The sequence below is a fragment of the Sphingomonas sp. 1185 genome (assembly GCF_040544655.1).
In the GTDB taxonomy this organism is placed as follows: domain Bacteria; phylum Pseudomonadota; class Alphaproteobacteria; order Sphingomonadales; family Sphingomonadaceae; genus Sphingomonas.
The window spans coordinates 16,578-36,888 of sequence record NZ_JBEPKL010000034.1 but is presented as its reverse complement, the minus strand read 5'-3'; the positions used below and the strand labels follow the sequence as shown (position 1 = coordinate 36,888).

The 20,311-nt window shown below is 68.8% G+C and carries 18 protein-coding genes; 10 read left to right on the top strand and 8 right to left on the bottom strand.

Going from position 1 to position 20,311, the window contains the following annotated elements:
* The first annotated feature begins 127 nt into the window (after nt 1–127).
* The 4 genes from cobS to ABIC44_RS17285 all read left to right on the top strand — a co-directional run bounded on the left by cobS (nt 128) and on the right by ABIC44_RS17285 (nt 4,579).
* A complete protein-coding gene (gene cobS / locus ABIC44_RS17300; RefSeq protein WP_307102269.1) occupies nt 128–1,135 on the top strand; it encodes a cobaltochelatase subunit CobS in 1,008 nt (335 codons plus the stop codon).
* Between the two features lie 5 nt (nt 1,136–1,140).
* The gene (gene cobT, locus ABIC44_RS17295) at nt 1,141–2,964 is read left to right on the top strand and encodes a cobaltochelatase subunit CobT (protein WP_354296709.1); all 1,824 of its coding nucleotides are present in this window, start codon (nt 1,141–1,143) and stop codon (nt 2,962–2,964) included.
* Nucleotides 2,961–3,206 carry a ribbon-helix-helix domain-containing protein gene (locus tag ABIC44_RS17290; RefSeq protein ID WP_354296708.1) on the top strand — a complete coding sequence of 82 codons (246 nt, stop codon included), beginning with the start codon at nt 2,961–2,963 and terminating at the stop codon, nt 3,204–3,206. The genes cobT and ABIC44_RS17290 overlap by 4 nt, the downstream gene beginning before the upstream one ends.
* Nucleotides 3,207–3,568: 362 nt before the next feature.
* Entirely contained in the window at nt 3,569–4,579 is a 1,011-nt protein-coding gene (locus ABIC44_RS17285) for a PepSY-associated TM helix domain-containing protein (protein ID WP_354296707.1), read from the top strand.
* Here ABIC44_RS17285 and ABIC44_RS17280 read toward each other — a convergent pair.
* Together ABIC44_RS17280 and ABIC44_RS17275 are read right to left on the bottom strand one after the other, a co-directional pair.
* The gene (locus ABIC44_RS17280) at nt 4,560–4,916 is read right to left on the bottom strand and encodes a GntR family transcriptional regulator (protein WP_309691671.1); all 357 of its coding nucleotides are present in this window, start codon (nt 4,914–4,916) and stop codon (nt 4,560–4,562) included. The genes ABIC44_RS17285 and ABIC44_RS17280 overlap by 20 nt on opposite strands.
* A gap of 82 nt (nt 4,917–4,998) precedes the next feature.
* Entirely contained in the window at nt 4,999–5,577 is a 579-nt protein-coding gene (locus ABIC44_RS17275; RefSeq protein WP_354296718.1) for a nitroreductase family protein, read from the bottom strand.
* 149 nt (nt 5,578–5,726) lie between these two features.
* On the opposite strand from ABIC44_RS17275, the gene ABIC44_RS17270 reads away from it, so the two are divergent.
* Nucleotides 5,727–7,313, top strand: coding sequence for a peptide MFS transporter (locus tag ABIC44_RS17270; RefSeq protein WP_354296706.1), 1,587 nt, complete (start codon nt 5,727–5,729; stop codon nt 7,311–7,313).
* A 195-nt stretch (nt 7,314–7,508) separates the two neighbouring features.
* On the opposite strand, the gene ABIC44_RS17265 is transcribed toward ABIC44_RS17270, so the two are convergent.
* Nucleotides 7,509–8,501 carry an aldo/keto reductase gene (locus tag ABIC44_RS17265; RefSeq protein ID WP_354296705.1) on the bottom strand — a complete coding sequence of 331 codons (993 nt, stop codon included), beginning with the start codon at nt 8,499–8,501 and terminating at the stop codon, nt 7,509–7,511.
* Nucleotides 8,498–9,742, bottom strand: a complete 1,245-nt coding sequence (locus ABIC44_RS17260) for a dicarboxylate/amino acid:cation symporter (RefSeq protein WP_354296704.1) — start codon at nt 9,740–9,742, stop codon at nt 8,498–8,500. The genes ABIC44_RS17265 and ABIC44_RS17260 overlap by 4 nt, the downstream gene beginning before the upstream one ends.
* A gap of 96 nt (nt 9,743–9,838) precedes the next feature.
* On the opposite strand from ABIC44_RS17260, the gene glmM reads away from it, so the two are divergent.
* From glmM to ABIC44_RS17235, 5 genes are all read left to right on the top strand, one after another.
* Complete coding sequence (glmM, locus tag ABIC44_RS17255; protein WP_354296703.1) at nt 9,839–11,179, top strand: phosphoglucosamine mutase; 1,341 nt, start codon at nt 9,839–9,841, stop codon at nt 11,177–11,179.
* Nucleotides 11,179–11,403, top strand: coding sequence for a DUF1272 domain-containing protein (locus ABIC44_RS17250; protein ID WP_354296702.1), 225 nt, complete (start codon nt 11,179–11,181; stop codon nt 11,401–11,403). The genes glmM and ABIC44_RS17250 overlap by 1 nt, the downstream gene beginning before the upstream one ends.
* Before the next feature lie 57 nt (nt 11,404–11,460).
* Nucleotides 11,461–12,147: a 2,3-diphosphoglycerate-dependent phosphoglycerate mutase gene (gene gpmA / locus ABIC44_RS17245; protein WP_307102248.1), complete on the top strand. Its 687-nt coding sequence runs from the start codon at nt 11,461–11,463 to the stop codon at nt 12,145–12,147.
* Between the two features lie 468 nt (nt 12,148–12,615).
* Nucleotides 12,616–13,074, top strand: a complete 459-nt coding sequence (gene purE / locus ABIC44_RS17240) for a 5-(carboxyamino)imidazole ribonucleotide mutase (RefSeq protein WP_309736993.1) — start codon at nt 12,616–12,618, stop codon at nt 13,072–13,074.
* Nucleotides 13,075–13,078: 4 nt separating this feature from the next.
* A complete protein-coding gene (locus tag ABIC44_RS17235) occupies nt 13,079–14,134 on the top strand; it encodes a 5-(carboxyamino)imidazole ribonucleotide synthase (RefSeq protein ID WP_354296701.1) in 1,056 nt (351 codons plus the stop codon).
* A 12-nt stretch (nt 14,135–14,146) separates the two neighbouring features.
* Here ABIC44_RS17235 and ABIC44_RS17230 read toward each other — a convergent pair whose 3' ends face one another.
* The 4 genes from ABIC44_RS17230 to ABIC44_RS17215 all read right to left on the bottom strand — a co-directional run bounded on the left by ABIC44_RS17230 (nt 14,147) and on the right by ABIC44_RS17215 (nt 20,218).
* Entirely contained in the window at nt 14,147–14,959 is an 813-nt protein-coding gene (locus ABIC44_RS17230) for an energy transducer TonB (RefSeq protein ID WP_354296700.1), read from the bottom strand.
* Nucleotides 14,960–15,004: 45 nt separating this feature from the next.
* Nucleotides 15,005–16,810: a DUF885 domain-containing protein gene (locus ABIC44_RS17225; RefSeq protein WP_354296699.1), complete on the bottom strand. Its 1,806-nt coding sequence runs from the start codon at nt 16,808–16,810 to the stop codon at nt 15,005–15,007.
* A 240-nt stretch (nt 16,811–17,050) separates the two neighbouring features.
* Nucleotides 17,051–17,350: a hypothetical protein gene (locus ABIC44_RS17220; protein WP_307102239.1), complete on the bottom strand. Its 300-nt coding sequence runs from the start codon at nt 17,348–17,350 to the stop codon at nt 17,051–17,053.
* Between the two features lie 12 nt (nt 17,351–17,362).
* Nucleotides 17,363–20,218 (bottom strand): M16 family metallopeptidase, encoded by a 2,856-nt coding sequence (locus ABIC44_RS17215; protein WP_354296698.1) that lies wholly within the window; start codon nt 20,216–20,218, stop codon nt 17,363–17,365.
* Nucleotides 20,219–20,311 lie beyond the last annotated feature (93 nt).

The window sequence follows — 20,311 nt, the reverse complement described above, 5'->3', positions numbered from 1 at the left end:
CGATGACGCCCAAGCCCCGCCGACGCAATCGCCGCGACCGGGCCGATCCGCCATCTTCCTGCGATCACCGCCATTGAGTAGGGAGCCGCGCTTGGCCTAAGGCGTTGAGCGACGAGACGAGGGCCTGATGACCAACATCCCGAATACGCTTCCCGACAGCCGCGATACGACGATCCTCGACGCACCCGACAAGATGGTGTCGGTGCGCGACCTGTTCGGCATCGATACCGACATGGAGGTGCCCGCCTTCTCCGAGGCCGACGAGCGCGTCCCCGATCTCGATCCCGCCTATGTGTTCGATCCCGACACGACGCTGGCGATCCTGGCCGGTTTCGCGCACAATCGCCGCGTGATGGTGCAGGGCTATCACGGCACCGGCAAGTCGAGCCATATCGAACAGGTCGCCGCCCGCCTGAACTGGCCGTGCATCCGCATCAACCTGGACGCGCATATCAGCCGTATCGACCTGATCGGCCGCGACGCCATCGTCCTGAAGGACGGGCAGCAGGTGACCGAGTTCCGCGAGGGCCTGCTCCCCTGGGCGCTCCAGACGCCGACTGCGCTCGTCTTCGACGAATATGATGCGGGCCGTCCCGACGTGATGTTCGTGATCCAGCGCGTGCTGGAGACCGAGGGCAAGCTGACCCTGCTCGACCAGAATCGCGTCATCCGCCCCAGCAAGTGGTTCCGCCTGTTCGCCACCGCCAACACCATCGGCCTGGGCGACACCAGCGGCCTGTATCACGGCACGCAGCAGATCAACCAGGGCCAGATGGACCGCTGGAACATCGTGGTGACGCTCAACTATCTGCCCGCCGCGACCGAGGCGCAGATCGTGCTCGCCAAGTCGGGCGAATATGACAAGCCCGAGGGCAAGCAGCTGGTCGAGAACATGGTCCGCGTCGCCGACATGACCCGCAAGGGCTTCATCAACGGCGACATCTCGACCGTGATGAGCCCGCGCACGGTCATCACCTGGGCGCAGAACACGCTGATCTTCAACAACGATCCGGGCTTTGCCTTCCGCCTGTCGTTCCTGAACAAGTGCGACGAGAACGAACGCGCGCTGGTTGCGGAATATTATCAGCGCGTGTTCGGCAAGGACCTGCCCGAGAGCGTCGTCAGCCGGGCCTGACTCCCTTGGGCAACGAAACCCCTCTCGACCGGTTCAAGGCGGTCCTCGGCGGCACGGCGCGCACCATCGCGCAGGAGCCGGAGGTGGAGCTTGCCTTCACTGCCGACGCGCCGACGTCATCGGGCAAGCATATCCGCGTGCCGATGCCCGGCCGCGCCCTGCCCCCCGAGCAGGTGGCGGAGGCGCGCGGATTCGCCGATGCCTTTGCGCTGCGGCTGAAGCTGCACGACACCGCGCTCCACGCCAAGGCTGCCCCGGTCGAGGCCGTCGCGCGCGCCGTTTATGACGCGGTCGAGACGGCGCGGATCGAGGCGCTGGGCGCGCGCGGCTATGCCGGGATCGGCGACAATCTGGCCCATGCGCTGGACGTACGGCTGCGCTCCGACCCGTTGACGCGGGCGCGTAACCGCGACGAAGTGCCGCTGTCGACCGCACTCGGACTGCTGCTGCGCGAGCGGATGACGGGGCGCCCCTCGCCCGCCGAGACGGCGCCCGCGCTGGCGTTGGTCCGCGACTGGCTGGAGGGGGCGACCGATCTCGACGCGCTGGCGGGCGCGATGGACGATCAGAAGAGGTTCCAGACGCTGGCCGCGCGCATGCTCGCCGACCTCGAACTCGCCGAGCCCCCCGCCGAGCCCGAGCAGGCCGATGAGGGCGGCGACGACCAGGAGGGCGAGGACCAGCAGAATGAGGACGAAAGCGACGATCAGGACGACGAACAGGGCCAGGGCGAAGGCGAGGTAGAAGCCCGCGCCGAGAAGCGCGACTCGGACAGCGAGGACGGCGAATCGCAGGAGCAGAGCCAGGATTCGCTCGACGATCTCGACGGCGAACCCGGCGAGGATGGCGACGAAGGCAGCCAGCCGACCCGCCCCAACCGCCCGATGAACGATCTGGCGTCGCAATTCGACTATAAGCCCTGGACCACCCAATATGACGAGGTGATCGCGGCGGGCGAGCTGTGCGACGCCGACGAGCTGGCGCGGCTTCGCGGCTATCTCGACCAGCAGCTGGCGCATCTGCAATCGGCGGTGTCGAAACTCGCCAACCGACTGCAACGCCGGTTGATGGCGCAACAGTCGCGGTCGTGGGACTTCGACCAGGAAGAGGGGATTCTCGACGCGGCACGGCTGGCGCGCGTGGTGGTCAATCCCGGCCAGTCGCTGTCCTACAAGATCGAGCGCGACACCGATTTCCGCGATACCGTCGTCACCCTGCTGATCGACAATTCGGGGTCGATGCGCGGACGGCCGATCGGGATCGCGGCCATCTCCGCCGACATCCTCGCGCGCACGCTGGAGCGGTGCGGGGTGAAGACCGAGATCCTCGGCTTCACCACCCGTGCGTGGAAGGGCGGGCAGAGCCGCGAAACCTGGCTGGCCGCCGGGCGTCCGCCGCAGCCGGGGCGGCTGAACGACATTCGCCACATCGTCTACAAGCAAGCCGACGAGCCGTGGCGGCGCGCGCGCAACAATCTCGGCCTGATGATGCGCGAGGGGCTGCTCAAGGAGAATATCGACGGCGAGGCGCTGATGTGGGCGCATAGCCGCCTGGTCGCGCGGCCCGAGGAGCGGCGCATCCTGATGGTCATCTCCGACGGCGCGCCGGTCGACGACTCGACGCTGTCGGTCAATTCGGGCAGCTATCTGGAGCGGCATCTGCGCCAGGTGATCGGCTGGATCGAGAGCAAGAGCCCGGTCGAGCTGGTCGCGATTGGCATCGGCCATGACGTGACCCGCTATTACGCCCGCGCGGTGACGATCATGGACGCCGAGCAGCTGGGCGGCACGATCATCGAGCAGCTGGCCAGCCTGTTCGACACGCCGTGAGCCGGATCGCGCCCCCGGCGGAGGGTTTCGTCGGACCGGTCAAACGCTCGATCACGATCGCGGGCCACGCGACCTCGATCAGCCTGGAGCCGGTCTTCTGGACCGCGCTGGAAGAGGCGGCGGCGGCGCATGCCCTGCCGCTATCCGCGCTGGTGGCGGAGATCGACGCGCTGCGGATCGGCGCGGAGGCTCCCCCCAATCTGGCAAGCGCGATCCGGTCCTGGCTGTTCCTGCGGCGGTGATCGGGTTCGCGAAGGGGCGGAGATGGGCGTGGTCGACGCGCCACGGATGAGTATTGCCCTTGGGGCGAGGACGGGGCGTGGGCTTCGACTTCGCTCAGCCTGAACGGATGGAGGGACCTACGCCGCCCGAACCCTTGGCATGATCAGGGCTTAATCGCTGTCGACACCGACAACACCCCCATTCCCACCTCCGTTCGGCCTGAGCGAAGTCGAAGGCCATGGGATGACGGTTGCCCCCGGGGCAAAGGACCGGGCGCGGGCTTCGACGTCGCTCCGCCTGAACGGAGGTGGGGAAGACACCCCTCCCCGATTGACGCCGCCGCGCAGCTCCGGCAGGGCGCGCCGTCTGTTTCGGGGTATGTGTGGCCGGCATTACGCATCGCGACCGGGGATTGCGGGTCCATCGCTGGCTGGGGCTGGTGAGCGGGCTGTTCGCGGTTGCGCTGGCGCTGTCCGGCGTGATCCTGGCCTGTGCGCCGCTGATCGAGCGGATCGCCGCGCCGGACCGATACCGGATCAGCGGCGAAACCCGGATCGCCGCACAGGCCTATAGCGACGCCGCGTCTCGCCGCCTGCGCCCCGGCGAGCGGATCGCCACGCTGGCGCTCGGCGAGGGATCCGCGCCGGTCGCCGTGACGCTCGACCGGGTGGGCGACCGCGCGCAGCGCCAGCTGTTCCTCGACCCGCCGACCGCGCATATCCTCGCCAGCGGCTGGCGCGACGGCGGGGTGATCGGCGCGCTCCGGCGCCTGCATGACGGGCTTTTCCTGGCGGGGGCGGGGCGATGGATCGTGGGGATCGCCGGGATCGCCATCGTCCTGACCGGACTGAGCGGGTTCTGGGCAGCGCTGCCCCGCAAACGGCCCGCCAGGCGCCCTGCCCGGAGAGGCGACGCCGTCAGGGCCTGGCATCGGGGGATCGGATTCTGGTCGGCGGTCCCGGTGCTGGCGATGACCGTCAGCGGCATCGCGCTCGCCTTGTCCGATACGGCCACCGCGCCGCGCCCCGCGCCGCCGGTCGCCCGCCCCGCCCTGCCCGTCGCGCGGGTGGTGGCGAGCGCGCAGCGCTGGTCACGAGGGTCGCTCTTGGCGATCGACTGGCCGACCGAACGCTCGGCAGACTGGACCTTGTATTTCGCGGGGTCCGCGCCCGGCATCGTCAAGGTCGCCGATGACAGCGTCGGCGCGGTCGCCGCGCCGGGTCATGCCGCGCCGGTGATGCTGTCCTGGGCGCGCCGCCTGCATGATGGTCGCGCCATGTCCTGGGCCGGGCGCGCGCTGGCGGTGCTGGTCGGCCTGCTGGCGCTGGGGACCGCGGCGACCGGGCTGATCGCCTGGACGCGGCGCCCGAAGGTCAGACCCGCTCGACGCTGAGCAGGTCGGTCGCGTCGAGGCCGAGCAGGTCGATATGGTCGCGGATGCGCGGCCATTGCACCGCTAGGAAGCTCTCGCGCTCGGCGGCGCGCAGCCGGTCGGCGGCCCCCGGCATCACGAACATGCCGACGCCGCGCCGCACCTCGACATAGCCGTCGTCCTGGAAGCTCTGATACGCCTTGGCGACCGTCAGGGGGTTCGCCCCCTGGTCCGCCGCCAGCGCGCGGACCGAGGGAAGCTGGTCCCCGGTCCGGTAGGTGCCGTTGAGAATGCCCGCCGCGATCGTCCCGCGCAGGCGGATGTAAACCGGGCTGTCGTCGCCGCTAAGAGCTGTCATGCCAAGTTAATACAGCAACGCCTCGGGAAAGTCGAGGGCTATGGTGACAACGTTTGCACGATCGTCGCGACAGCGGCTCGGCCTATCCGCCCCAGGTCGACACGATCCGCGCCATGTCGGGGCGCGGCCGTTCGTCGAGCGGGCGGCCGGGCGTGCCGAGGAAGACGAACCCGACGATCCGCTCGGGCGCGGTGCCGAATGCGTCGCGCACCGCATCGGAAAAGGCGGGCCAGCCGGTCAGCCAGCCCCCGGCATAGCCCATGGCATGCGCGGCATGGAGCAGGTTCATGCACGCTGCCCCCGCCGACAATTCTTGTTCCCACAAGGGGATGTGGCTTTCGGTGCGGGGAGAGGACAGGACGACGACCAGCGACGGCGCCTGATGCGCGAACTGGTCCAGCGCGGCGATCTCGGTCGCCCCCGCCTGGGGCCGTTCGGCGCGGTACGCCGTCGTGATGACCTCCGCCAGTCGGCCGCGCGCCTCCGTCGGCACGATCACGAAGCGCCACGGCGCCAGCTTGCCGTGGTCCGGGGTGCGCGCGGCGATGGTCAGCATTTCGGCCAGCTGGGCGGCGTCCGGCCCCGGCGCGACCAGATCGCGCGGCTTGCCCGAACGGCGCGTCGCCAGCAGCGAAAGCGGGGTCGTACGGTCGTTGAACACCATGTCGGAGGAGGAATCGCTCATGGGTTCGATCCTTACGGCGTCGCGCATGATATTTACAGTCGCGGCTTTGCCGCTAGGTTACCGAACCATTACGCCCCAGCGTGCCGACCGGCGCGCGGGGCGATTTCGATGGAGTAAACGCCGGCATGGCGACTGCGTATGAGGCCGCCGCGCGCGGCAAGACGGTTTTGGGGCATCCCCGAGGCCTGTTCCTGTTGTTCTTCACCGAAATGTGGGAGCGTTTTTCCTTCTACGGGATGCGCGCCATCCTGGTCTTCTACCTGACCAAGCATTTCCTGTTCACCGACGAACCGGCCTTCGGCATCTACGCCGCCTATATGTCGCTGGTCTATTTCACGCCGGTGATCGGCGGTTATCTGGCCGATCGCTATCTGGGGGCCAGACGCGCGGTGCTGGTGGGCGGTATCTTCATCGCCTTCGGCCATTTGCTGATCGCCGTGATGGAAGGGCCGCAGGGCGCGCAAGGCGTCTATCTGGAGGGCTTCTACCTGGCGCTGGCCGCGATCGTGATCGGCACCGGGTTCCTCAAGGCCAATATCTCGGTGCTGGTCGGGCAACTCTATGCCCGCGACGACATGCGGCGCGATCCCGCCTTCTCGATCTTCTATATGGGGATCAACGGCGGCGGCGCGCTGGGGCCGATCGTGTGCGGCGTGCTGGGCGAGACGGTGGGCTGGGCCTATGGCTTCGGCGCGGCGGGCATCGGCATGTTGCTCGGCTTGGTCGCCTTTATCGGGCTGAAGCGCGAACTCCACGGCGCGGGTGAAGCGCCCTCGCTGCCCGCGCTGCGCGCCCCGGTCGTGGCCGGTCTGTCGCGCGAATGGCTGATCTATCTGGGCGCGATCGTGGCGACGCTGGTGACGTGGCAGCTGATCCGGCATCAGGATGCGGTCGGCACGCTGCTGATCGTGTTCAGCATCGGCACGGTGGGCTTCATCCTGTGGCGGGCGGTGTTCACCCTGGGCAAGATCGATCGCGACCGTATCCTGGCCGCGCTGTTCCTGATCGCGCTGTGCCCGCTCTTCTGGGCGCTGTTCGAACAGGCGGGCTCCTCGCTCAACGTCTATACCGACCGCTCGGTCGATCGCAGCCTGCTCGGCTGGACGATCCCGGCCTCGGCCTTCCAGTCGGTCAACTCGATCTTCATCATCCTGCTGGCCCCGGTCTTCGCGGCGGTCTGGACCCTGCTCGCCAAGCGGGGATGGGAGCCGAGCGCGCCGTTCAAGTTCGGCATCGGGCTGGTTGGCGTGGGCGCGGGCTTTCTGGTCCTGGTGGCGGGGGCCGCGCTGTATGCCGGGGCGCCGACGCCGGTGATCTTCGTCATCCTGGTCTATCTGATCCACACCATGGCCGAGCTGTGCTTCTCGCCGGTCGGGCTGTCGGCGATGACGCGGCTGTCGCTGCCCAGCATGACCGGGCTGATGATGGGCACCTGGTTCCTGGCGACGGCGGCGGGCAATTTCATCGCCGGACTGATCGCGCAGGCGACCGGCGGCGAGGGCGCGGGGCCGGACAAGGTGCTCGACGTCTATACGCGGATCGGCTGGTTCTCGATCGGGATCGGCGTCGTCGTGCTGGTCGGGTCGCCCTTCATCGCCAGGCTGATGCACCTCGACCTGTTGAAGGCCGAGGCCGCACTGGCGGGCGACAAGGAACTGGCCGAACCGGCGGCGGCGGGCGTCGATACGCGGCTGGAGCAGAAGCCGCTGTGAACCAAATGGGGCGGTTCGCGATGACCCAGCCGCCCCTTTATCCCTACCCCCCTGCTCTTCCGATCCCCCCCCCACCTCCGTTCGCACTGAGCGAAGTCGAAGTGCACGGGATGACGCCTGCGGACAGGCCGGGGCATGGGCTTCGACTTCGCTCAGCCTGAACGGAGGTTCGGGGGTATTACTCCGGCGACCGGCTCAGAGACGCGTCATCGCCATCGCCCGCTCGCCATAACGCGGCCCCGCCGTGCCGCCCCGTGGAGCCGCTTCGTCGAGCGTCGCCAGCTCCCCGGCCGAGAGCGTCAAGTCGGCCGCCTTCATCGAATCCTCCAGCGTCACGCGCCGCTTGGAGCCGGGGATCGGCACGATGTCGTCGCCCTGCGCCAGCAGCCAGGCCAGCGCCACCTGCGCGGCACTCGCGTCATGCGCGGCGGCGATGGACTTCACCACCTCGACCAGTGCCATGTTCCGGTCGAAATTCTCCTCCGAATAACGGGGATCGTTCCGCCGATAATCGCCCTCGGGCAGATCCTCGCGCCGGGCGATCTGCCCGGTCAGGAACCCGCGCCCCAAGGGGCTGTACGGCACGAAGCCGATGCCCAGTTCGCGCACGACGGGCAGGATGTCAGCCTCGACATCGCGCTCCCACAGCGAATATTCCGACTGGACCGCCGCGATCGGGTGGACGGCGGCGGCGCGGCGGATCGTCTCGGCGCCGGCCTCGGACAGACCCAGACGCCGGACCTTGCCCTGTTCGACCAGCCGCCCCATCGCGCCGATCGTATCCTCGATGGGGACATTGGGATCGACCCGGTGCTGGTAGAACAGGTCGATCGTCTCGACCCCCAGCCGCCTGAGCGAGCCTTCGCACGCGCGCTGGACATTGGCGGGGGTGGAATCGACCCCGGTCATGCCGTTCTCGTCATAGCGGAAGCCGAATTTGGTCGCGATCACCACCGCGTCGCGCCGACCGCGAATGGCACGGCCGACCAGTTCCTCATTGACCAGCGGGCCATAGATTTCGGCGGTGTCGAACAGGGTCACGCCCAGCTCGATCGCGCGGTGGATGGTCGCGATGCTCTCCGCCTCGTCGGCCTGGCCGTACATGTTCCGGCCGACACCGGCCATCGGCATGCAGCCGAGACCCAGCGCGGAAACCTCGAATTCGGGGCCGAGCGTGCGGTATTTCATGGGGTGTCCTCGTCGATGGTGCGGCTGGCTCGGGAAACGGTCGCGGTGGCGGCAAGGTCCATGCTGACATTGCCGAGCGTCCGGAAGATGTCCGGAATCGTCTCCACCGCGATCAACAGCCCCAAAGGCGCGGCGGGCACCCCCAGCGCGACGCAGACCGGCGCGATCGAGGCGAAGAAGGTGATCTGCGACGGCAGGCTGGCCGAGCCCAGCGAGCACAGGGTCGCCACGACCACGGCGGCCGCGACCGAGGCCATGCCGGGCACGATCCCGAACCAGTCGGCAATGTAGAGCGCCACCGCGACGTTCATCGCGGGCTGGGTCGCGCGGAACATCGCGACCGCCATCGGCAGGACCAGGCTGGCGGTGCCCGGCGCGATGCGCAGCACCTTCGCCCCCTCGACCATCGCGGGCAGGCTGGCGAGCGAGGATTGGGTGGAGATCGCCACCGCCTGCGCCGGGGCCAGCGCGCGGGCGAAGCGCGCCAGCGGCACCCGCGCGCCCAGCATCGCCACGCCGTAAGCCATCAGCATGACGATCACGCCGATGCTGGCGATGATCGCGATATAATGGGCCAGCGCCCCGAACGCGCCCCCGCCCGCGCTCGCCCCGACGACGAAGGCCAGCGCGAACACGCCCAGCGGCGCCAGCCACAGCACCCATCCGATCAGGACCAGCATCGCATCGCGGATCGCGGTGAAGAATCGCAGCAGCAGCGCCCGCCCCTCGCCCTCGATCCGGGTGATCGCAAAGGCGAAGGCCAGCGTGAACAGGATCAGCGACAGCAGCGCATTGTTGGTGGCGGCGGCGAAGATGTTGGTCGGCACGATGCCGGTCACGAACTCGGCGATGGGCGGCGGGGCGGCGACCGGCTCGGCATGGCCCAGCGCCGCCTTCAGCGCCTCCGCCGCGTCGCGCGGGATCGGCACCGCGTGCAGCAGCGCGGGCGTGACGACGGCGGCCATCGTCGCGGTCAGCGTGACCAGGATCAGGAAGGTCAGGATCGCGCGCGCGGCGATCCGCCCGGCCTGCGCCGCCTCGGCAGTCGCGGTCACCCCGGTGATCAGCAGCGTGACGACCAGCGGGATGACCGTCATCTGCAACCCGTTCAGCCACAGCGTGCCGACCGGCCGCGCGACCGCGACACCCGCTTGCGCCAGTCCGGGCGAGGCCGCCGCCAGCCCCACCCCCACCAACAGACCGGCGGCCAGACACAATAGGATCAGCGTGGCACGGGACATGAAGGGGCCTCGGTTCCTTTGAGCTTTTGGAAAGGTCACGCTAAACGGGGCGCGACCGCATGGTGTTTCCTCTTAATCCGGCAGGGACTTGGCCGCATGGCAAGAAAATATTTCGGCACTGATGGCATTCGCGGCGCCACCAACGGCGCGGTGATGACCGCCGAGATGGCGATGAAGGTCGGCATGGCGGCCGGGGCCTATTTCCAGCGCGGCGACCATCGCCACCGCGTCGTGATCGGCAAGGACACCCGCCTGTCGGGCTATATGCTGGAATCGGCGCTGGTCGCGGGCTTCACCAGCGTCGGCATGGACGTGGTGATGCTCGGCCCGCTGCCCACGCCCGCGGTCGCGATGCTGACCCATTCGATGCGTGCCGATATCGGCGTGATGATCTCCGCCAGCCACAATCCCTTCGCGGATAATGGCATCAAGCTGTTCGGCCCCGATGGCTACAAGCTGTCCGACGAGGCCGAGGAATCGATCGAGGACCTGATCGAGCAAGACGTGCCGCTGGTGGCCTCGGGCAAGATCGGCCGTTCGCGCCGGGTCGACGACGCCGCCGGGCGCTATATCCACTTCGCCAAGTCGACCTTCCCGCAGGCGCTGCGCCTCGACGGCCTGCGTGTCGTGATCGACTGCGCGAACGGCGCGGCGTACAAGGTCGCCCCCGCCGCCCTGTGGGAACTGGGCGCGGATGTGGTCGCCATCGGCGTCACCCCCAACGGCACCAACATCAATGACGGCGTCGGCTCGACCGCGCCGCAGACGCTGGCCGAGACGGTGGTGGCGAGCGGCGCGGACATCGGTATCGCGCTGGACGGCGATGCCGACCGCCTCATCATCGTCGACGAGACTGGCGCGGTGGTCGATGGCGACCAGCTGATGGCGATGATCGCGACGAGCTATGCGCGCGAAGGGCGGCTGGCGGGCGGTGGCCTGGTCGCCACCGTCATGTCGAATCTGGGGCTGGAGCGGCATCTGGCCGCGCAGGGGCTGGGCCTGATCCGCACCAAGGTCGGCGACCGCCATGTCCTGGAGGCGATGCGGACGCGCGGTTACAATGTCGGCGGCGAGCAGTCAGGGCATATCATCCTGTCCGACTATGCCCGCACCGGCGACGGGCTGGTCGCCGCGCTCCAGGTGCTGGCCGAACTGAAGCGCGCGGGCGCGCCCGCCAGCGAGGTGCTGCACCGGTTCGATCCCCTCCCCCAGCTCCTGAAGAATGTCCGCTTCGCGGGCGGCAAGCCGCTGGAGCATGAGAAGGTGCAGGGCGTCATCGCCGCCGCCGAGGCGGAACTCGCCGGGCGCGGTCGCCTGGTCATCCGCCCGTCGGGCACCGAGCCGGTCATTCGCGTGATGGCCGAGGGCGAGGACAAGCGCCAAGTCGAAACCCTGGTCGACCGCATCTGCGACGTGGTGCGCGAGGTGGCCGCCTGATGCTGGAGATGCGTCCCGATTGCGAGCGCTGCGGCACGGACCTGCCCCCGTCCCAGGGCGGCGCCTTCATCTGCTCGCTGGAAACCACCTTCTGCGCCGAATGCGCCGACGAGCTGGACGAGATCTGCCCCGATTGCGGCGGCGAGCTGCTCGACCGGCCGACCCGCATGGGCCGTGTACTGAAGGCCAACCCCGCCTCCACCCAAGGCCGCTTTCGCGGCTGACCTCGACCCCGCGTGCCCGCCGCTCTATGCGGGCCTCATCACATTGAAGGAGTTTCCATGCCCCAGCTCGTCCTGATCCGCCACGGCCAGTCCGCCTGGAATCTCGAGAACCGCTTCACCGGCTGGTGGGATGTCGACGTGACCGCGCAGGGTGCCGCCGAGGCGCGCGCAGCGGGCGCGATGATGGCCGAGAAGGGCCTGGACTTCGACCTGACCTTCACCAGCCTCCAGACCCGCGCGATCAAGACGCTGAACCTGGCGCTGGAGACGATGGGCCGCCTCTGGCTGCCGACCGAGAAGCATTGGCGGCTGAACGAGCGCCATTATGGCGGGCTGACCGGCCTGGACAAGGCGGAGACGGCGGCCAAGCATGGCGACGAGCAGGTCAAGATCTGGCGCCGCAGCTTCGACGTGCCACCGCCCCCGGCGGATGCGGGCGGCGAGTTCGACGTGTCGGGCGACCGCCGCTATGCGGGCATCGACGTGCCGCAGACCGAAAGCCTGAAGGACACGATCGCCCGTGTCCTGCCCTATTGGGAAGAGCGCATCGCGCCTGCGCTGCGCGACGGCAACCGCGTGCTGATCTCCGCGCACGGCAACTCGTTGCGCGCACTGGTCAAGCATCTGTCGAACATCCCCGACGACGAGATCACCGGCCTGGAAATCCCGACCGCGCAGCCGATCGTCTATGAACTGGCCGACGACCTGACCCCGACCGACCGTTATTATCTGTCCGAACGCTAAGCGATCGGGAGACGGAGGGCGATCTGACGTGCGACCGCCTCGCGCCCCGACCTCTTCGCGGCTTCGCGGCTTCGCGTGAGCCATTTGATTTCACGCGAAGCCGCGAAGACACGAAGATTTTTGTTCGCGCGGAGGCGCGGAGACGCGGAGAGTTGGTCCGCGCGGCGGGCGGATCGCTCCCATGGCAGCATGCCATCGTCTTCCGTTCGACAGGGAGGGCTACGCGGCGGCCCATACCGACACCTCCGCGTCTCCGCGTGTCCGCGCGAACCAAACTCCATCCTCCGTTCAGGCTGAGCGAAGTCGAAGCCCACGCCCCCCCGCTCCGGCAAAATCGCCCGCCACGATGCCCGAACGCATACGGAAACTTGCCCCCCTCGCCCCGTCCCGCTAGGCAGCCCGCTTCCCCGGCAACGGGGCCAAAGGGGCTAAGGCGGAACAGCGGATATGACGTCGGTCGGGATCATCATGGGGTCCACTTCGGACTGGGAAACCATGCGGCATGCCGCCGAGACGCTGGAGGCGCTGGGCGTGGCGCATGAGACCCGCGTCGTCTCCGCGCATCGCACGCCGCAGCGTCTGTACGATTACGCCACCACCGCCGCCGATCGCGGGATCAAGGTCGTTATCGCGGGCGCGGGCGGCGCGGCGCACCTCCCCGGCATGGCCGCGTCGATGACCCATCTGCCGGTGCTGGGCGTGCCGGTCGAGTCCAAGGCGCTGAAGGGCATGGATAGCCTGCTCTCGATCGTCCAGATGCCCGGCGGCATCCCCGTCGGCACGCTGGCCATCGGCAAGGCGGGCGCGATCAATGCGGGCCTGCTCGCCGCCTCGATCCTGTCGCTGTCCGACGAAGACCTCGCCGAGCGTCTGAAGGACTGGCGCCAGCGCCAAACCGACGGCGTCGCCAACGATCCGCAAGGGTAAGCCGATGCTGAAGCCGGGTTCGACGATCGGGATTCTGGGTGGCGGCCAGCTGGGCCGAATGCTGGCGGTGGCAGCCGCGCAACTGGGGTATCGCACCCATGTGCTGGCCCCCGACGAGGAAAGCGTCGCGGCGCAGACCGCGTCCGCGCTGACCCGCGCCGATTATCACAATACGGTCGTGCTCGCCGACTTCGCCGCCGCCTGCGACGTCGTCACCTATGAGTTCGAGAATGTCGACGTGACGCCGGTCGAATGGCTGGCCGAGCGGCTGCCGGTCCATCCCGCGCCCGCCGCGCTGCGCGTCGCGCAGGACCGGATCGCCGAGAAGAGCTTCGTCGAGAAGGTCGGCGGCCGCCCCGCCCCCTGGGCCGCGGTCAATTCCGCCGCCGACCTGACCGCCGCGCTGGAGCGGATCGGCTGTCCCGCGATCCTGAAGACCACGCGCTTCGGCTATGACGGCAAGGGCCAGGCGTTGATCCGCGAGATGGCCGATGCCCCCGCCGCCTGGGAAGCGATCGGCGGCCCCGCCGTGCTGGAGGGGTTCATCCATTTCAGCCACGAATTCTCGATCCTGGTGGCGCGCGGGACCGACGGCACGACCGTCCGCTACGACCCGCCGCACAATATCCACCGCGACGCGATCCTGCGCACCTCCACCCTGCCCGCGCCGCCCGAGATCGTGGCGCAGGCCGAGGAAGCGACCGCGCTCGCCATCCGCATCGCCGAGCAGCTGGGCTATGTCGGGGTGCTGGCCTGCGAATTCTTCGCGACCGAGAACGGCCCCGTCTTCAACGAGATGGCCCCGCGCGTCCACAATTCGGGCCATTGGACGATCGAGGGCGCCGAAACCTCGCAGTTCGAGAATCATATCCGCGCGATCTGCGGCCTGCCGCTGGGCGACACGTCGCTGACGGGTGCGTGGGTGCAGATGGAGAATCTGATCGGCGACGATGCCTGGGACGGCGCGTTCACCGAAAAGGGCACCCATCTCCACCTCTATGGCAAGGCCGAGTCGCGGCCGGGGCGCAAGATGGGGCATATCACGCGCGTGACACGCTGAGCGGGCGTCACGCTATCGCCGGACGGTGAAGGTCACGGGCACCAGCACCTGCGCCTGATAGACCTGATCGCCCTTCATCACCGGCCGGATCCGGAATTGCCGGTAGAGCCCCAAGGCCGCCGCGCCGAAACCGCGCCCCTTGGGCCGCTCCGCCGCGATCGAACAGCTTCTGGGCGTTCCCGGCCGGGGCACGTCGCATAGCAGCACCGCGATGCCGCTGACCCCGCCCGCCCAAGCCATTTTGGGAAAGGCTTTGTCGATCAGCTCCTGCGGCGGCTTTTCGATCCATTCGGCAAGCGCGTAGCGGAGCCGCCCTTCGCCCGGACCATCGCCGTCGCCGCGTCCGTTGCCGGTGCCGCGCCCCTCGCCACCCGTCCCGCGCCCGCTGGCGATTCCCGTCCCCAGCCCATCCGAGATCGCCGTCCCGACGCGCAAGGCCGGCTCGGCCGCCAATCCCGCCGCCGGGGCGGGCAGGTCGACCATGTCGAACCGGGCAGGCGCGACCGCCGCCGGGGCGGCCTGTCGGGCTGGGCGCGCGGGCGCCGGGCGTGGCGATCCGCCCCCGGCGGTCGGACGCGGCACCAGGCTCTCGCGCTTGACCGGGGCCGGTGCGACCGGCGGCGGCGGCACGGGGACGGGCGGAGGCTCCGGCGGGCGGGGCACGTCGAACAGCGTCAGCAGCGGCCGGGCCGGGTCGTCGGTCAGGCGATGCCGGGGCTGTCCCCAGATCAGCGGCGCCAGGATCACGGCATGGACCGCCGCCGTGGCGACGACCGCCACCGATCGCCGCCCGTGATCCCGCCGGACCGAAACGCTGTCCCGCATCGCGCTATTCTCCCGGACGGAGGATCACCGCGATGCTGATCGACGTCAAGTCCGCGCCCAGTCCTCGCCGATCCGGCGCAACACGTCGAGCGGTACGCGGCCGTGGCGCAGCACGGCGGTGTGGAACGCCTTCAGGTCGAACCGCGCGCCCTGCTGCTTCCGGGCGGACTCGCGAATGTCGACAAAGACCGAATGGCCCAGCTTATAGCTCGCCGCCTGGCCGGGATTGACGCAATAGCGTTCGACCTCGCGCGTCGCGAACCCCTCCGCCTCGCCCTCGGCCTCGACGAAATGGCGGATCGCCTGTTCGCGGGTCCAGCGCATATGGTGAAGCCCGGTATCGACCACGCAGCGATTGGCGCGGAACAGCAGGAACTTCAGATAGCCCAGCTGCCCCAGCGGATCGTCGTCATACATGCCGATCTCGTCCGCCAGCTGCTCGGCATAGAGCGCCCAGCCCTCGCCATAGCCCGAAAAACCGTTGATCTTGCGGATCAGCGGCAGCCGCGTGTTGGACAGCGCCAGCCCGCCCTCCATCTGATGCCCCGGCAACCCTTCGTGATAGACGGTCGTCGCCAGGCAAAATTTGGGCCAGTCGGCGCTGTCCTTCAGGTTGAAATAGACCAGGCCGGGGCGCGATCCGTCGATGGCGGGCCCCTGCGCAAAGGCCGCCGCCGCGCCCGCCTCGGTCTGCGGGGGCACACGGCGCACCTCGAAGCCATAGGGCGGCATGCGTTCGAACACCTGCGGCAGGCGGGTGCGGATCGCATCCAGCCGCGCGTTGCAATAGGCGATGGCGGCGCGCTTACCCTCGTCGGTATTGGGATAGAGCTGGTCGGGATTCTTGTAGAGCGCGGCCATGCGCTGCCCCACCGTGCCCTTGGTGAAGCCCTGCTTCTTCAGCAGCGCGTCGAGCCGGGCGGACAGCATCGCCGCCTGGTCGCGGCCGAAGCGATGGACCTCGTCGGGCGAGAAGCTGGTCGTCGTATTGGCCTTGAGCGCGACCGGATAATAGGCCGCCCCCTCGCGCAGTTTCCACACGCCCGCATCATGCGTCGCCTTGGCCCGCAACGCCTTGGCATAGGCGAGCTGGCGATCCAGCGCGGGCAGCACCTCCGCCTCATAGATTTTCGCGGCCGCCTGCGCATGGCGGTCGCCCAGCCCCTTGTCGGCGGCGCGGCGCGCAAGCGACCGGACGACCAGCGCCTCGCTGGCGGGCTGGCGGGTCTTGCCCATCTGTTCGATCGCGAGGTCGAGGATGAAGTCGGGCGGCACCACCCCCTGCCCCGCATCGTGGCGCATCCGGTCGGTGTGCGCGTCCATCTGCTGCCCGAAGGCGCGCAGCCGCATCAGATAGGCATCGGCATCGCCCGCATTGGCGATCTTGTGCTTGGTGTCGAGAAAGTCGGGGACCGACTGATAGGCGCCCGACAGCTGCGACACGACATAGGGGCTGGGCCCATAGGAATAGCCGCCGAAATCGAACGCCTGCACCGCTTCGGCCGAGCGCCGGGTGTAGAGGACCGATTCCAGGTCGATCCGCTCCTCGGGCGACAGGGTGGTGGGGTCGATCGCCTGGAGCCGGGCCAGATCGGCCTTGGTCGCCGCCTTCGCCGCCGCGATCCCGGCGGGGGACTGGTCGGACAGACGCCCCCGCAGATCGGCATTGGCGCCGGTGTCTAGGCCGAGGCTGGTCGCTCCCTCGGGACTGCGGCGAAGCTGTTCCTGGACCAGCGTGTCGAACAGCGCGGTCAGGCGGGCGGATGCGCTGGTCTGGGCCAGAACCCCCTCGCTGCCCGCCGCCACGGCCAGCGCCGCCGTGCCCCCCAGGAAATGCCGCCGGTCGATCATGCTTGTCCCCTTTTGGTTTTCGACCGGCAGCGTAACGGGATTTGGCGGGAATTGAAGCGGTTATGGGGCGGGTGTTTGCACATGGGCTTCGACTTCGCTCAGCCTGAACGGCGGTTGGGTGCGGGGCTTTCCCCTACAGCCGTTCAGCCTGAGCGAAGTCGAAGGCCAAGGGAAACCCCCGAAGAAAAAGGGCGGCCCGTCCTGCGACGCGCCGCCCTTCTCCCGCTCAAGGCGTAAAAATCACCCCGCGCGCGTGCCCGACAGCGGGAAGCTGCCGAACGCGCCCGCGCCGACCGATCCGGTCAGCGTGTCGCCATCGGCGGTCGCTTCGCAGTCCAGCGTCATCGGCATGGGCGAGGAGATCGACATCTTCCAGTGGATCGTGTTGCCCGACACGCTCCCCTCGATATCCATCGCCCCCATCTGGCCGCCGCCCGAGCCGGTGAAGCGATCACCCTCGGTGGTGACGGTCAGGGTCATCTCCTGGTCGCCCAGCGGCGACTTGACGGTGCAGTTCCAGGTGCCGTCGATGTCGGCCATATTCGCTCTCCCTTATTGTCCGGCGGCGGGGGCGGGCCCCGCCACATCGGCCGCCTCGACCACCTCGACCGGCAGGCCCAGCGTATCGAGCTGCGGCTTGACCGTCTTGGCATCGCCGACCACGACCCAGATGAATTGCCTGGGGTTCAACGCCGCCTCGATCGACTTGTTCAGCTCGGGCAGCGTCATCGCCTGATACCGCCGGGTGATCGTCGCATAATAATCGTCGGGACGGCGGAACAGGTCGTTGGCCTGCATCGCCGACAGCACCGCGCCCGACGTCTCGAAGCTGCCCGACAGCGATCGGATCGCCCCGGTGATCGCGCGGTCGAACTCCATCTGGTCCATCGGCTTGGTGGTCAGGAATTCGGTGACGTCGGTGCGCAGCGCGTCGATCGACGGGCCGGTCTTGTCCGCCTGCACCGGCGCCGACATGATATAGGGCGCCGCGAATTCCGAGGTCTGGAACCCGCCGCGCACGCCATAGGACCAGTGCTTGTTCTCGCGGATATCGGTGTTGATCCGGCTGAGAAAGCTGCCGCCCAGCGCGTCGTTGGCGGTGTTCTGCACCAGCAGATTGTCGATGCCCTTCAGCCCCGTCGGCGCGCCCGCCAGGATCATCGACTGCGGGCTGTCGGGCCGGTTGACCAGCACGATCCTGGGCGCCGAGGGTTGCCCCGCGGCGAAGTTCTTGACCCCCGCCGCGCCCGTGCCGCGCCAGTCGCCCAGCACCCGGTCGAGCGCCGCCTTCACCTCGGCCAGCGGACGGTCGGAGGTGACGAAGATCTTCGCCTTGTCGGGCCGCAGCCACGCCTGTTGGAACGCAATCAGGTCGGCGCGGGTCAGCGCCGCCACCGCCCGCGGATCGCCCGCGCCCTGCGCCTTGGCATAGGGGCTGGTCGGCCCATAGACGAGCGGCGGCAGGACACGGCTCGCCAGCCCCTGCGGGCTGGTCAGTTCCTGCTTGATGCCCGCCAGCGTCTGCGCCTTGACCCGCGCCAGTTCGGCATCGGGGAAGGCGGGGTTGCGGACGATATCGGCATAGAGGTCGAGCGCGGGCGCCAGATTGGCGCTCGGCACGTCGAGGCCGACGACCGTGCGGTCGTTCGATGCGCTCGACCCGATCGAGGCGCCCAGCCGCTCCTGCTCCTCGGCGATCGCGATCGTGTTGCGGTGGGTGGTGCCCTCGTCCAGCATCGACTGGACCAGGCGCTGCGTCCCCAGCTTGCCGGGCACGTCGGCGGCGATCCCGGCGTCGAACGACATCGCGATCTGCGTCACCGGCACGGCGGTCCGCTGCGCGTAGATCAGCTCGATCCCGTTCGCCAGGCGGCTGCGCTCGACCGCCGGGAAGCTCAGCGGCTTGACCTCGCCGACCTCGGGCAGGCTGCCGCGCGTCCCCTTGACCGGCTGGTCGGGCGCGGCGGGCACATCGGCGCGCGGCGGCACCTTAGCCTCCTCATAGGCATCGCGCGCGCCGGGCACGACGGTCAGCGTATAGGCCGGGCGCGACAGCCATTTGTCGGCCGCCGCCTTGACGGTCGCGGGCGTCTGCGCCGCGATCGCCAGCAACTGCTTCTTATATTTGCCCGGATCGTTCGAGTAGAGCGCCCCCTCGGCCAGCGCCACCGCCTTGCCGCCGAAGCCGCCGACCGATTCCAGCCCCTCGACACGGCCCGACACGAACCGGGTCACCGCGCGCCGCACCTCGTCGGCGGTCGGGCCGTTCTTCAGGAAGTCGGCCAGGATCTCCTGCATCCGCTTGTCGACCAGCGCCGGATCGACGCCGGGACGGACGATCGCGGTCATGTTGAACATGCCGACCTGTGCGAAGGGACGGTCGCTGGCCGACACCTGCACCGCCAGCTTCTCCTGCTTGACCAGGATATTGTCGAGCCGCGACGAGGCCAGCCCGCCCAGGATCGACCCCGCGACCACCAGCGGCGCGCTCTCCGGGTCGTTCAGCCCCGGCACCGCCCAGTTGCGGCTGATCATGACCGCCGCCACGCGGTCCTTCATCACCTCGTTGACGGGGGCGGGCAGGGTCGGGATGGCGACGGTCGGCAGGACGCTCTTGGGGCCCGGCTGGATCGCGCCGAAATATTTCTCCACCAACGGCTTGGCGGTGGCGACGTCGATATCGCCCGCCAGCACCAGCACGGCGTTATTGGGGCCGTAATGCTCCCGGAACCAGTCCTTCACCGTGTCGAGCGTCGCGGCGTCGAGATCGGTCATCGAGCCGATGGTGGTATGGGCATAGGGATGGCCCGCGGGGAACAGCCCCTCCAGGATCTTGTACTGGGTCAGGCCATAAGGCTGGTTGTCGCCCTGGCGCTTCTCGTTCTGGACGACGCCGCGCTGCTCGTCGAGCACGCTCTGCGTCACCGCGCCGAGCAGATAGCCCATGCGGTCCGATTCCAGGAACAGCGCGCGGTCGAGCGCGGCGGTCGGCACCGTCTCGAAATAATTGGTCCGGTCGAAATAGGTGGTGCCGTTATAGTCGGTCGCGCCCACCGACTTGAGCGGCGCGAAGAAATCGCCCGGCGCATTCTCCGACCCGTTGAACATCAGATGCTCGAACAGATGCGCGAACCCGGTCTTGCCCTTGGGCTCGTGCTTCGAGCCGACGTCGTACCACACGCTGACCGCGACGACGGGCGCCTTGCGGTCGGTATGGACGACGACGCGCAGGCCGTTCTTCAGGGTGAAGGTCTGATAGGGGATGTCGACCGCCTTCACGAGGGTCGATACGGGCGCGGGCTTCGCGGTGGCGACGGCCTTGACCGCGGTCTGTGCAGAAACGGCCTGGCCCGGCAGGACGAACGCGAGGGCGGCGGCGCCGGTCAGCGCCACGGACTTGATACGCATGATCTTTTGAGTCTCCCCACTCAGTAAGGGGTCGAGCATAGCGGGCGCGCGACGGACCGCAATCCCGGTCCGACACAGCGATTTCACCGCATC